The following is a 14,379-nucleotide window of genomic DNA, read 5'->3' as shown; positions in this document are numbered from 1 at the left end:
AATTAAGGAATTCCTATGAAAGAAAAGCAAGGAGATTTAACAAGGATCATCGAGCCTGTTGTAAAAGAGATAAAGCTAGGTATGATCTTAGCAGGCATCGCATCTATCTGCTATGTGCTTGCTTTTAGTATTTTTGCTTTTGTCATCTCGTATCTTGCAAATGCGGAGATAAACTATACTTTGCTGTCTGTAGGCACAGGATTTATCATAGCTGAATATCTTTTGCGCTCAAACGCCTTTAGAGTATCTCACGTGGCAGCCTTTAAGCTTGAGCAAATTTTACGCACCAAGCTTTCTGAGCATATAGCGGCGATTCCTTTCGGCGAGGTTATAACCAAAGGAAGCGGCAAGCTTAAAAAAAGCATGCTTGATGATGTGAAAAATTTGCACTCTTTTGTAGCAGACACTACTCCTATGCTGGCAAGAGTAGCCGTAACTCCTATGGCATGCCTAATCGCACTTGGCTTTTTTGATCTAAGGCTTTTGGCGCTTAGCCTCGCTTTGGTTTTTGTAAGTGCGGCTGTTATGAGTATGGCTTTTAAAGATAATGCAAAATATAGAAAAGAGTATGACGATAACCAAGCGCTTATAAACGCTTCTATTATAGAATTTGTTCAAGCTATGCCGGTGGTTAGGACATTTAGTGACGGCGCAAGCTCCTTTAAACGCTATAACGATGCTCTTAACGCCTACTGCAAGAGCCTTAAGGAGTGGATAGCTCTGACGACTACCGCTTCAAGGGTTGCTATAATGCTTGCTAGTCCGATTATAACTCTTGTTGTTGTGGGTATAGCGGGTAGTTATCTTTATATGAATGGTAGTTTGGAATTTGGCAAATTTATAGGGGCGTTGATACTTGCAGCAGGCATTATAGAGTCGATGATACCGCTTATGTGGGTAAATAATTTTGTTCAGCAGTCAAGGGCGGCGGCAAGCGGAATTTTAGAAATTTTAGATATAAAGCCTCTTAAAATTTCAGACTCATTTAAAGAGCCAAAAGATAGTTCCGTAGAGTTTAAAAACGTAAGCTTTAAATATGAAACAAGAGATGAATTTGCCCTTAAAGATGTTAATTTCAAGGTTGAGGCCGGGAGTGTAACGGCGCTTGTTGGGCCAAGCGGAGCGGGCAAAAGCACGGCAGCTCAGCTGATACCTAGATTTTGGGACGTTAATGAAGGAGAAATTTTAATAGGAGGAGTTGATGTAAGGCAAATTGAGCCTATGAAGCTCATGAATTTCGTATCTTTCGTATTTCAAGATACATTTTTGTTTAACGACACCGTGTATGAAAATATCTCAATGGCAAAGCCAAATGCAACAAGAGATGAGGTTATAAGTGCCGCAAAAGCAGCGCAAATTCATGAGTTTATAGAGACTTTGCCAAATGGATATGATACTATTTGCGGTGATAGAGGTGCAAATTTAAGCGGAGGGCAAAAGCAGCGCATAACCATAGCTCGCGCAATTTTAAGAGATGCGCCTATCATAGTGCTTGATGAGGCGACTGCATTTGCAGACCCTGAAAACGAAGAGAAGATCATCAAAGCCATTTCAAATCTCATAATAGGCAAAACCGTAATCATCATAGCTCATCGCCTATCAACTATTAAAAAAGCCGATCAGATCGTAGTTTTTGATAAGGGCAAAGTGGTAGAAAACGGACTTCACGAAGAGCTTTTAGCAAATGATAATTTATACTCCAAGCTTTGGGATAGCTATACGCAAACTCAAATTTGGAACATCCACAAGGGGTCCTATCATGAATAAAGATATCAAATTCGCTTCCATAAAAGAGCTTTACAAGATGTTTTTAGAGATTGCAGGCTCGTATCAAAAAGAGTATAAAAATAGCCTTTATTCAGGCGTCGTAGCTATAGTATCTCAAGCCGTTTTGCTTTGTTTGTTTTACCCTCTTCTTGTTTTTGCTTATCAGGGGGATAAAAGCTCTTTAAATTTCGTTGTTTTAGCGATGATAGCCGTGCTTATAGTATTTATGGTGGCTAAATTTAAAAGCTCTCATTATGATCATGCTGGCACTTTTGTAGATGTAGGATACGATCTTCGCTTAAAGCTTGGAAAAAAGCTAACCTCAGTGCCTCTTGAAAACCTTGGCAGATATAAGACCGGCGAGCTAAACGCCGTATTTGCAAGCAATGTTGATTCTGCGGTAATGTTTATGAACATGATACCTCTTATGTTTTTAGAGCCGCTTTTAATCTGCTCTTTTGTTATCATCGCCACTCTTTTTGCAAATTTAAAGATCGCTCTTATACTTATTGTGATGTTGCCTCTTGTTATCCCGCTTTATAATCTAAAACGTAAGATGGCAGTAGAAGATAAAAAGAAATTTATGACGGCAAACGCGTCTCTTGAATCAAGTATCATAGAGTATATCCAAGGTATAGGCGTGCTTCGATCCGTAAATTTGATCGGCAAAAACTCAAATAAGCTACAAAGAGAGATAGAAAACGTAAGGCAAATTCAGCTTGATGAGATGACGGGATCAAATTTGCCTATTTTGCTAACCGGAAGTTTGATTATATTTACCACCTTACTAGCCGTTTTTATCGGCGTTCATCTAAATATAAACGGTGAAATTTCACTTGGATTATTCGCAGCCTTGCTTGTCATCCTTCCAAGGCTAAATGAGCCTTTTTCAATACTTTTAATAGTAGCTAGCGTATTTGATCTTAGCGAAAACGGATTTAGGCGCACGAAAGAAATTTTAAATATGAAAGAGCTTGAATTTCATCCGCCTACAACAACGCCTGAAAAGTTTGATATCGAATTTAACGGGGTCGATTTTGCATATTTTGGTAGCGATAAAAACTCTCTTAATAATATCAGTTTTAAAATCCCGGCCAAAAGCATGACCGCCATAGTAGGAGCTTCAGGAAGCGGCAAGACAACGGCGATAAAGATGCTTATGCGATATGCCGACGCGCAAAAAGGCGAGATAAAAATAGGCGGAGTGGATATAAGGCATATAAGACAAGAAGAGCTTATGAAGTGCTTATCTGTGGTATTTCAAGATGTCTATCTGTTTGACGATACGGTGCTAAACAATATCCGCATGGGCAGAGCAAACGCAAGCGATAAAGAGGTGGCAAATGCGGCCAAAACCGCGCTTTGCGATGATTTTATCGCAAGACTTCCAAACGGCTATGAAACAAGAGTAGGCGACATAGGCGGCAATCTTTCGGGCGGAGAAAAGCAGCGCATAAGCATAGCCAGAGCCATACTAAAAGACGCTCCTATCGTTATCTTAGATGAGCCTACCGCAGCGCTTGATACCGCAAGTGAGCTTGCGGTGCAAAAGGCGATCGATACTTTAGTAAAGGATAAAACCGTCATAGTTATAGCTCACAGACTATCTACTATCGCAGGAGCGGATCAAATTTTAGTCTTTGACGATGCGAATTTAGTCGAAAAAGGCTCTCACGAAGAGCTTTTAAATGCCAAAGGAAGATATTATGATATGTGGCAGGCTCAGCAAAATGTAAAAATTTGGCATGCTAAAAATAAAGATGCGTAATAAAAATTTAATAAATTGCACTTTGGTCAAAGTATGCTTAATAAATTGCCAATACGACCTTATCTTGCGCATAAAATTTAAGCTATCTATAAGGCAGGGCTTTGAATTTGCCTATTAAAATTTTAAATTTCAAAGCCCAAATCGCCTTTTTGATAATCTCTTTAAATATGGCTCAATACATAAGCGTCGGGTTTTTCTCCGAAAGCTTGGCGGCCATACTTAGGCAAGACGGACTCAGCTTAGAAAAGATAGGCGCGGTATATTTTATAGGATTATTTTATGGATTTAGATTTTTGTGGGCGCCGTTTGTGGAATTTGCAGTCGCAAAAATGGGTGGAGTTTATAAAAATTTTATTACGGTTGTCTTAATGCTAATGATAGTATCTCTTGGGATAACTGCGTTTTTAAACGTCAGAGAAAATTTGAGCTTTATTCTTGCTATGGCGGGTATGCTTGGCTTTTTGTCCGCCACTTCGGCTATAGCTTCAAGTGCTTTAATTATTAAAATTTCAACTCCTCAAAATTTAGCAGGCGCAAATTCGCTAGCCGCTAGCGGAAATTTCATAGGTCATGTTTTAGGAACAGGCGTTACGCTGATCATATATTCAAATTTTGGCTGGAAAGCTTCCACTATATTTTTGATATTTCTTACCATTGTTGCTCTTTTTATGATTGCAACTTTTAAAGAGCGACCAAGAGAACTTGAAAGAGGGCAAAATCGAGTTAGCTTTAAAAGTATGGCGTTATTTTTCAAAGATAAGAAATTTTGGCTAAGTGTGTTGATGATACAAGGCATCGGAGTGTGCATGTCTTTTGGACTAATCAATCCTATACTTGTCGATAGCGGACGAGGTCTTGACGAGATAGGCAAAGTAGTGCACATATACGGGCTTTGCGGTGTTATCATAGGTAGCATTACGGCAAGCTATCTTATAAACAAATTAGGCAATATTAAGACTATGATTTTGGCTATGCCTATTCAAGCTTTTGGGATTTTAACACTACTTTTGCCGATTTTAGGATATGCGAATTTAATAATATTAATCCTTGTGTGTCAAATTTGCTTTGCCGTATATACTATAGGCGCCGTAAGCATCTCAACTATGATAATGAGCAAAGCCACAAAATCTCCGGTAAGCGAGTGCGCCTTGCAAAGTAGCATAAGTATGTTATTTCAGTATTTGTCGTTTGCTCTTGGCTTTGTTATCGCCTCTTTTGTGGGGTATAAAGCAACGGTCGTTTTTTCGTCTATTGTTTGCTTGGGCGTCTTTTTTTATATTTTAAAATTTAAGAAATTTATCTAGCTAAATATTATTTGGTATCAATTTATCTTAAACACAAACATCCTGCAAGAGTTTCTAAAAGCAGGAATCAGACCAAAAATTCTGCCCCTAAGGCTCCATCTGTTTTTGTGCTTATCCATCATTGTGCCTGTTTTTAGATGTTTTATCGCAGTTTTGTCCCACTCTTCAACCTCGCTTGGATCTTCTATACCCATTTTAAAAACTACGGCTTTTTTCATAAATTTAAGCGTATCATGCTTTCTAGAATCCATATTTGCAGTAAATTTATTTATAAGATCAAGCGCGACTATGCCTTCAAATCTCTTAGCCAAATTCAGAACAAACTCTTTAAAAACCTCTTTTTCAAAATACATCGAAACGCCCTCTAAGGCAAAGGCAAATTTGGCATTTGGATGCTTTGCTTTAAGCTCATCCATCCAAGCGGTTTCAAGCATGGAGCTAGCGATACTAAAGTTTTTCTTGGCTTTTGGCATGAGCTTATCGCGAAGCGCTATTACATCGGGTAGATCAAGGTCGTAAAAGGTAGCATTTGGACACACCGCTTCAAGTCTAAGCGGTCTGGTATCTAGCCCCGCGCCAACCTGCACGATAACGACTTCATCATACTTCTTAGCAAATTCTATAAGCGCATCATCGATAAATTTCGCCCTTATCACGACTCCTACACGGCTTAGATCGCTTGAATCAAATTTGGCAAAATCATAATCTATACTCTTAACTATCTCTTTTGAAAACTCATCCTTTAAAATCGGCTCTTTTACTTCGTTTTCAAGGCTTCTAAAATATAAGTTTATAAGCAGAGTCTCTGAGATGCCATCATTAAAAGAAATCTTTTGCATATCTTAGCCTTTATAATAATTTGTATCAGTATTATAATCAAAAATATTTTAAAATTTAATTATCGTTTCAAGAAAACTAAAAAAGCAAATTTATCCTAATGTCTATAAAACAACTATTTGTTGAAAATATAAAATTTATAAATTGTTTATAATTTTAGTTTAATCTTTAATTTTAAACAAAATAGGTATAATTCTTACAAATTTAATTATAAAGAGAAAAAATGGATAGAGTTGAACAAGCGATTGCCGATATAAGAAACGGCAAAATGGTCGTAATGGTCGATGATGAGGATAGAGAAAACGAAGGCGATCTTGTCTTTGCAGGTGCGTTTAGCGATACACAAAAGGTAAATTTTGCTATAACTCACGCTAGAGGCGTGCTTTGTCTTGCAGTTTGCGAGGAGATAGCAAAAAGGCTTGAGCTTGATTTGATGGTGAGTAAAAATACCTCGTGCCACGAGACAGCCTTTACCGTTACGATAGATGCAAAGGCTGCCACAACGGGAGTTAGCGCTTATGAGCGGGATATGACGATACGTTTGGCGACTGATCATACTTCTAAGCCTGAAGATTTCGTAAAGCCAGGACACATCTTCCCTCTTATAGCCAAAAAAGGCGGCGTGCTAAGTAGGACAGGTCACACAGAAGGCTCGGTTGATCTTTGCAAATACGCAGGAGTTACGCAAGCAGCGGTGATTTGTGAGATCGTAAAAGATGATGGAAATATGGCAAGAAGAGCCGATCTTGAGGAGTTCTGTAAGAAATTTGGGCTTAATATGGTCTCGGTTTCAGAGTTAGTTGAGTACAGACTAAAGCATGAGAGTTTAATAAGCATAAAAGAAAAATCAGAGGCTAAGATAGCCGGCTTTAATGCCGTTAAATACGACATAATCGACCATAAAGACCAAACGCATTTTGCATTTGCATTTGGCGAAATAAACAAGCGTGCAAATGTAAAATTTCACAAAACCGCAAGCGATATCGAGCTTTTAACCTCGGCTAAATTCGAAGATCTTTTAAAATCGATCAAGTATCTAAGCGAAAACGGTGGAGTTTTGGTATTTTTGCAAGATGAAAAAACCTGCGACAGCACTATAAAAGACTTTGGCATCGGAGCTCAAATTTTAAGAAAGCTAGGAGTTGAAGAGATCGAGCTTCTAAGCTCAAGCAAAAACCGAGAATTCGTAGCGCTTGGCGGTTTTGGGCTTGATATAGTGGAGTATAAGGAGCTTAATTAAGCTTAAATTTGCAAAACCAAGGAGGCTTTTTGCAAAAGGTTATTTTCGCTCTATTTTTCTTGTTTGGGGCGATTTGCGTTGGGTTTTATTATGCTAGCGGCGATGTTAAATTTCTAGTTTTAGCGGGCTTTTTGCTTGCAGGAGTTTTGATATATCTACTTGCCGGCAATAAAACACAGAGCAAAAACGATGTGGAGCGAGCCTTTGCAAAGACTCCAAATCTGGGGCTTTTACTCGTAGATGAAAACGGGATAATCAAATTTATAAACAAAAAATTTGAGCAAATTTTTAATCTTAAAAGCAAGGTGTATTACGAGCGAGAATTTAACGCTCTTATCGCAAATTCCAAAGAGCTTGAGTGCTTAAAAAGCTTTTCAAATCTCAAAAACCACCCTTACGAAAATCAAAATTTCATCGTCTGTATCGATAAAATTTTTTACCGATTAAACGTCTCAAGCGTGCTTGAAGGCGGAGTGAAATTTGACGGACTTATCATCACTGCAAGTGATGTAACTCACGAAAGAGAGCTTGAAGAAAAGCAGGCTGAACATCACAGAATGCTCATATCTAACGCAAAGATGGCGGTTGTGGGCGAGATGATAAACTCCATATCTCATCAGCAGCGCCAGCCTCTTAGCTCTATCTTGCTATCGCTTGAAAACATCGAAGACTGCTTAAATGAAGCCAAGTTTGACGAGATAAAAACTCATCTAAGTCGCTGCAAAAACGGGATCAGGCTTATGGATGAGACGATAAGCGCTTTTAGAAGTTTTTATAAAAACGATAACAATATAATAAATTTTAATGTAAAAGATGTTATAAACGAGCTTGCATTTATAGTAAAGCCGCAGATAAATACGAATGGAATTTTGTTTGAGTTTGAGTGCGAAGAGGGCGAATTTATCGTTTGTGGAGTGCCTTCTTACGTAAAGCAAATTTTGCTAAGCCTGCTTTCAAACGCCAAAGATGAGCTTGTGAATTTTATGCAAGATGATATATATTTTGAGCCCAGAGTTTGGGTGAGTTTGCAAAGGGTAAAAGGCGAAATTTGCATAAGCGTAAGCGATAACGGTAGCGGCATAAGAGGGGATAAAGAGCGTATCTTTGAGCCGTTTTTTACGACTAAAGAAGAAACGGGAACGGGCATGGGGCTTTATGTGGCTAAAATTTTAGCTACCGATAAGCTTGGCGGAAGACTTGTGCTTGAAAGCGCCAAAGAGCCCACGAAATTTGCGCTTTATCTAAAAAGAGAGGTTAAAGAGGCGGATAATGTATAGTAAGATAAAAGAGATATTAAAAGATGTGAATTTGCTTCTAGTTGAGGATGATGATGACTTAAGAGAGGCGATAAAAAGCGCGATAGAGCACTATGTGCATGAAATTTACGCTTGCAGAGACGCCAAAGAGGCGCTGGAGTGCTTTGGCTTGCGCAATATAAATTTGATAGTTTCTGACATCAACATGCCCAGAATGAGCGGTCTAAAAATGGCTTCGATCATCAGAAAGAGCGATGAGAACGTGCCTATTTTATTTCTAACTGCTTATGATAGCGATGAAAATATGCTAAGTGCGATCGAGGTTAAGAGCTCAGGCGTGCTTAAAAAGCCTTTTGACAAACGCGAGCTAGTGATGACAATGAGCTTTGCAGCGAATAAATTTAGAAGCGATTTTGCAAGCGTTGATCTTAAAAACGGCTTTGTGTTTAACGCATTTACAAGAGAGCTTTATAAGGACGGCGAAGTCGTGGCGCTAACCAAAAAGGAGCAAGCGCTGCTTCATCTGTTTCTTAAAAACCAGACGCGAACCGTTAGCTTTGAGATGATAGAGGCTAACGTGTGGCAAGGAGAGGGTTGCACGAGTGATGCGATACGCTCGTTTGTCTATAAACTTCGCAAGAAATTATATCCCGAGCTTATCCAGAGCGCTCAAGGTAGAGGCTACAAGCTCTGCTTAAACGAGGAGTGCGATAGGACGGTGAGCGAAGTTGGGTATGTTTGAGAGAAAAATATAGCCCAAGAGTTGTATTTAATAGATATTTGTTATGCTAAAATTAAGTATATTTATTAAAATTTTCTAAATCCACAAAACTACTTAAATAAATTCATAAAATTTCGTAAATTTCAAAAAAAATCATATTTAAATCATACTTTTTATCTATAATTTCCCTACAACCACGATAAAGGAGAAATATGAAGAAGGTATTACTATCAGTAACGCTAGCCTGTTCGCTATTTGCCACAGGAGAGGTTTATACGGATGTCGTTAAGCCACTTTTTTCTGATGCGACTTCAACCAAGTCTATAGGCAGACTGCTTCCAACCAACGCAGTTAAGATAAGCGAAGAGAGCGGAGATAGAGTAAAGATAGTCATCCGTGGCTATAAAAACCCTGCTATAGATAACGTGATTTATTATAGTGATTCACAGCGCGTCATAGCGGCGGCTTTTGCTAAGACGGCTAAGATCGAGTATAAAACACTTGAAAAGGGCAAAAACGGCAAATGGGACAAAGTAGAAGCAGTTGCTTACACCACAAAGGGCGAATTTGTAAATGAAGTATCTTCTATGTTCGCAAGAGCCGATCAGCTATACAAAGACAACTGCGGTATTTGTCACGGTGCTCATGCGACCGATCATTATACTGCAAACCAATGGCCGGGTCTTGTAAAATCGATGCTTAGCAGAACCGCGATAGACAAAAAAGACGAGTGGCTCATCACTCAATATCTTCAAAAACACTCTTCGGACGTGAAGTAGTGCCTAAAAATGCTTAGACGAGAGATAAAAACCACAAAAGGAGAAAAGATGAATAGACAAAGACGAGATGTTTTAAAATTTGGCGCACTTTTAGCCGGAGCTCCTCTGCTATCAAAGGTTACAGCCACAAATTTACTAGCCGATGAGCTAAATCCGGCCCTTGTAAAAAACGGCACCGTAAATACCGCAGCTCACTGGGGCATGCTAAAAGTGGACGTTAAAGACGGAGTTATCGTAGGCTCAGGTCCTGTGCAAAAGACAAGCGAGATACCAAACTCGCTTCAAAATTTCACAGCCGATATGGTCTATAAAAGCCGTATCAAATACCCAATGGTGCGCAAAAGCTATCTAATGGATCCAAATAACCCAAAACCAGAACTTAGAGGCAAAGACGAGTGGGTTAGAGTAAGATACGAAGATGCTATCAAGCTTGTTGCCAGAGAGCTTAAAAAGACGAGAAAAGAAAAGGGCAACCAAGCCGTATTTGCAGGAAGCTACGGTTGGAAATCAAGCGGTAACGTGCACAACTCAAGAATTTTGCTCCATAGATTTATGAACTTAAGCGGCGGATTTGTGGGTCACTTGGGCGATTATTCAACAGGAGCAAGTCAAGTTATCATGCCTCACGTTGTAGGAAGTATCGAAGTGTATGAGCAACAAACCAGCTGGCCGCTTATACTTGAGCACTCAAAAGTAGTAGTTATCTGGGGAGCAAACCCTATATCCACACTTCGCATAGCTTGGACTTCGACAGACGAGCAAGGCTTTAAATACTTTGAAGAGCTTAAAAAATCGGGTAAAAAAGTGATCATCATCGATCCTATCAAGAGCGAAACAGCTCAATACTTCGACAAAGCTCAGTGGGTAACTCCTCTGCCAAATACCGATACAGCGATGATGCTTGGTATGATGCACTACCTATATACAAGCGATAAATACGATAAAGAGTTTATCTCAACTTACACAGTGGGCTTTGATAAATTCCTTCCTTATCTGCTTGGCAAGACAGACGGCGTGGCAAAAGACCTAGAGTGGGCAAGCAAAATTTGCGGACTTAAAGCCTCGCTTATAAAAGAGCTTGCAGATACCTTTATGGATAACCGCACTATGCTAATGAGCGGATGGGGCATGCAAAGGGCTCACTACGGCGAGCAACCGCACTGGGCTATGGTAACTCTAGCTGCCATGCTTGGACAAATCGGACTTCCGGGTGGAGGCTTTGGTCTTAGCTATCACTACTCAAACGGCGGCGCACCGACTTGCAAAGGCGGCGTATTAAGCGGTATGAACAGCGCAAGCGTTGGAAATTTCAACGAAGCGGGAGAGTTTATAGGAAGCGTTACAGGTAGTTTTGATGAAAACGGTAAATTTATCGGCAAAACGACCTCTTCAGGCGGAACAGGACAAAGCTGGCTTTCAAAAGCGACAGAGTATGTATTCCCTCTAGCTAGGATAGCTGAAGCTCTGCTAAATCCGGGCAAAACGATAGATCACAACGGCAAAAAGATCACATATCCTGATATCGACTTTATCTACTGGGTCGGCGGTAATCCATTCTGCCACCACCAAGATACAAACACACTTGTAAAAGCGTGGCAAAAACCTCGCACTATCGTAGTAAACGAGCCATACTGGACACCGACTGCAAAGATGGCTGATATAGTTTTCCCTGCGACAACTCAGTATGAGAGAAACGACATCACTATGACCGGTGATTACTCAAATATGAACATTGTTCCGATGAAACAAGTTGTTGAGAAATTTGGTGAGGCAAGAGATGACTATCAAATTTTCACCGATCTATGCAAGGCTTATGCTAAAAATTTAGTCGTAGCCTACACAGATAACGGAAAAGACGAATTTGACTGGATCAAAGAGTACTATAACGGAGCATACGCTCAAGTAAAAGCAAATCCTGATCTAGTAACCGACATGAAAGAATTTAACGAATTCTGGAATGAAAACAAGGCGGTTACGTTTGCTTCGACGCCTGAGAGCGATCAGTGGGTGAGATTTGGCGAATTTAGAGAAGATCCTATCTTAAATGCGCTTGGAACACCTTCGGGACTTATCGAAATTTACTCTGAAACTATCGAAAAGATGGGATATGATGACTGCAAGGCGCACCCGATGTGGTTTGAGCCGATCGAGTGGCTAGGCATGCAAAACAAACCTGCGCAGTTCCACATGATCAGCGCTCACCCTGCAGATAGACTTCACTCGCAGCTAAGCAACACAAGCATCCGCGATAACTACGCAGTGGCAAATCGCGAGCCGATCTGGATACACGAAAAAGACGCCAAATCGCTTGGTGTAAAAAACGGCGATCTAGTTCGCGTCTTTAACGCTCGTGGCGAAGCTCTTGCCGGAGCGGTTGTGACTAAAAACATCATGCCTGGCGTTGTGAGACTTTGCGAGGGTGCTTGGTATGACCCTGATATGAACGGGCTTTGCAAAAACGGTTCGGCAAACATGCTAACCATAGATATGCCAACCAGCAAACTTGCAAACGGAAATATCTCTCATACAGCTCTTGTAAATATCGAGAAATTCAAAGGCGAGGCGCCTAAGCTAACCGCATTTAGCGATCCTAAATTCGCTATGTGATATCCAAATTCTACCGCTTTATTCGGCGGTAGAATTTACCATATTTTCTACATTTTGTAATCCTATTTATTTTAATATCTTTTAAATAATAAATTAGTAGAATTAATTAAAAGTTAAAATAAGGAAAATATTAAATGAGATCAATAACAAACAAAATCGCTATTATGCTTATTGTAGCGCTTTTTATTTCGTTTGCTGCCATATCTGTGGTCAATTATTGTATGGCTCAGGATAAAGTTGTCAAACTTGTAAATCAAAATCAAGAGCAGATCCTAAAAGATATAAAAAATGTTATGGGTGAATTTTTTGATTCGTATAAAGAGTATGTAGTAAAACTTGCTAGAGATATAGCGGATTCATCTGGAAACGATGATGAAATTTTCAAAATAGTCAAAGATGCTAGGCATTGGGGCACTAGCTTAATATCTCTTGCTTATTACGGTAGAGAGTCTGATGGTGCGACATTTTTTTCGGACGGAAACCCGGCAAAAGACTATGATCCAAGGACTCGTGGTTGGTATAAAAAGGCAAAATCTGAAAATAAGCCCATTTTTACAGAGCCTTATATATCTGTAGCAAACAATCAACTAGTGGTTAGTTTTTCGGCTCCTGTTATAAAAGATGGCAAGCTAATAGGTGTGGCGTCTTTAAATGTTGGCATAGATGGACTAAATAAAGAGATACTTGAAATGGGTAGAACCGAGTATAGCTATATCTATGTCATTGAAGGTAAAGATGCAAAAATTTTAATGCATTCAAATTCAAATAATTTGTCAAAATCCCTACCTTCGACAGTGCAACTTATGAAAGAGGTTGAGAGTAAAAATTTTGATGAAAATGGATTGATTTCTTATGTAAATCAAGAAAATCAAAATGTATTTGCTAAAATTTTACCTTTAAATAGCGAGAGTTGGTTGGCTGTAGCAGAGATTGAGGGTGATACTTTCAGTAACAATACTATACCTATTTTAAGAACCCAAGCTATTTTGGCGATAATATTTGTGATAGCTCTTTCAGCGTTTGTATACATATTGCTTAAAAAATCGCTAAATCCAATAAAAGCTATCCAAGATAAGCTAAATGACGTATTTAAATTTGTGACCTATGAGGCGAAAGCTCCTAAAAAGTTAGGAATAGGCACAAATGATGAATTTGGAGTCATGAGTAGGGTTATAAATGAAAATATAGATAAGGTTATAGATGGCATTAAGAAAGACAATATGATGATAGATGAGCTAAATAGTGTTGCAAATTTGATGATAAGAGGAAATTTGGGTGTGAAAATTTCATCCGATCCAAATAATCCATCACTTTTGGAGTTAAAAAATTTATTAAATACATTTTTTGCTTCTATATCTGAAAATTTAAAAGATATTACAAAGGTCTTAAGCCTATATACAAAAAATGATTTTACTCAAAAAGTAGAGCTTAGAGAGGGTCTTGAAAGTGATTTGAAAGATATGGTTATGGGTGTTAAAAATATGGGAGATGTAATTTGTAAGATGCTCCAAGACAATCTAAATGAGGCTCAGATGCTCGAGGAAAAGGCTAATATTTTGGCTAAATCTATGAGGGAGCTCACCGACGGAACCAACATCCAAGCAAATTCTCTTCAAGAAAGTGCTGCAGCAGTAGAACAGATGTCAAGCTCAATGAATGCTATAAGTCAAAAAGCAGAAGATGTAACAAGACAATCAGAAGAGATAAAAAACATAATAGTAATAATAAGAGATATAGCAGATCAAACAAATTTACTAGCACTTAACGCAGCAATAGAAGCAGCACGTGCAGGAGAACACGGAAGAGGCTTTGCGGTAGTTGCAGATGAAGTTAGAAAACTAGCGGAAAGAACTCAAAAATCACTAAGTGAGATAGAGGCTAATGCAAATGTCCTAGCTCAAAGCATAAATGAGATGAGTGAAAGTATAAAAGAGCAGGCTGAAGGCATAAGTATGATAAACAAATCCATCTCTCAAATCGATGATATGACTCATCAAAATATCAGAATAGTAGATAAAACAAATGAAGTTACTAGAGAGGTAGACAAGATGTCTAAGATAATTTTGGCCGATGTTAGGATTAATAAATTTTAATTTATAA

General features: G+C 39.0%; 10 protein-coding genes and 1 pseudogene. 10 read left to right on the top strand and 1 reads right to left on the bottom strand.

Features of this window, described 5'->3' with window-relative positions:
• The first annotated feature begins 15 nt into the window (after positions 1-15).
• The 3 genes from CDOMF_RS05865 (at position 16) to CDOMF_RS05855 (ending at position 4,839) form a co-directional block, all read left to right on the top strand.
• Complete coding sequence (locus tag CDOMF_RS05865) at positions 16-1,767, top strand: ABC transporter ATP-binding protein (protein ID WP_260951136.1); 1,752 nt, start codon at positions 16-18, stop codon at positions 1,765-1,767.
• Complete coding sequence (locus CDOMF_RS05860) at positions 1,760-3,535, top strand: ABC transporter ATP-binding protein (protein ID WP_260951134.1); 1,776 nt, start codon at positions 1,760-1,762, stop codon at positions 3,533-3,535. The genes CDOMF_RS05865 and CDOMF_RS05860 overlap by 8 nt, the downstream gene beginning before the upstream one ends.
• Positions 3,536-3,636: 101 nt before the next feature.
• On the top strand, positions 3,637-4,839 hold the full coding sequence (locus tag CDOMF_RS05855; protein WP_260951133.1) for an MFS transporter: 1,203 nt from the start codon (positions 3,637-3,639) through the stop codon (positions 4,837-4,839).
• 17 nt (positions 4,840-4,856) lie between these two features.
• Here CDOMF_RS05855 and CDOMF_RS05850 read toward each other — a convergent pair whose 3' ends face one another.
• Positions 4,857-5,678, bottom strand: a complete 822-nt coding sequence (locus CDOMF_RS05850; protein WP_260951132.1) for a class I SAM-dependent methyltransferase — start codon at positions 5,676-5,678, stop codon at positions 4,857-4,859.
• 221 nt (positions 5,679-5,899) lie between these two features.
• Between CDOMF_RS05850 and CDOMF_RS05845 the strand changes: the two genes are divergently transcribed.
• The 7 genes and pseudogenes from CDOMF_RS05845 to CDOMF_RS05820 all read left to right on the top strand — a co-directional run bounded on the left by CDOMF_RS05845 (position 5,900) and on the right by CDOMF_RS05820 (position 14,372).
• A complete protein-coding gene (locus CDOMF_RS05845; RefSeq protein ID WP_260951131.1) occupies positions 5,900-6,916 on the top strand; it encodes a bifunctional 3,4-dihydroxy-2-butanone 4-phosphate synthase/GTP cyclohydrolase II in 1,017 nt (338 codons plus the stop codon).
• Positions 6,917-6,945: 29 nt separating this feature from the next.
• Positions 6,946-8,193 carry an ATP-binding protein gene (locus CDOMF_RS05840; protein WP_260951130.1) on the top strand — a complete coding sequence of 416 codons (1,248 nt, stop codon included), beginning with the start codon at positions 6,946-6,948 and terminating at the stop codon, positions 8,191-8,193.
• A complete protein-coding gene (locus CDOMF_RS05835; protein ID WP_260951129.1) occupies positions 8,186-8,914 on the top strand; it encodes a response regulator transcription factor in 729 nt (242 codons plus the stop codon). The genes CDOMF_RS05840 and CDOMF_RS05835 overlap by 8 nt, the downstream gene beginning before the upstream one ends.
• Positions 8,915-9,105: 191 nt before the next feature.
• Positions 9,106-9,672, top strand: coding sequence for a cytochrome C (locus CDOMF_RS05830; protein ID WP_260951128.1), 567 nt, complete (start codon positions 9,106-9,108; stop codon positions 9,670-9,672).
• A gap of 48 nt (positions 9,673-9,720) precedes the next feature.
• Positions 9,721-12,279, top strand: coding sequence for a molybdopterin-dependent oxidoreductase (locus CDOMF_RS05825; RefSeq protein WP_260951127.1), 2,559 nt, complete (start codon positions 9,721-9,723; stop codon positions 12,277-12,279).
• Between the two features lie 134 nt (positions 12,280-12,413).
• Positions 12,414-13,040: pseudogene (locus CDOMF_RS10865) on the top strand (PDC sensor domain-containing protein); the annotation flags it as partial.
• Positions 13,029-14,372, top strand: coding sequence for a methyl-accepting chemotaxis protein (locus CDOMF_RS05820; RefSeq protein WP_442863532.1), 1,344 nt, complete (start codon positions 13,029-13,031; stop codon positions 14,370-14,372). The pseudogene CDOMF_RS10865 and the gene CDOMF_RS05820, both read left to right, overlap by 12 nt.
• The last annotated feature ends 7 nt before the right edge of the window (positions 14,373-14,379 follow it).

This window comes from Campylobacter sp. RM16187 (genome assembly GCF_025319965.1).
GTDB lineage: Bacteria > Campylobacterota > Campylobacteria > Campylobacterales > Campylobacteraceae > Campylobacter_A.
The sequence above is the reverse complement of the archived record's forward strand: the minus strand, read 5'-3'. Positions and strand labels throughout refer to the sequence as shown.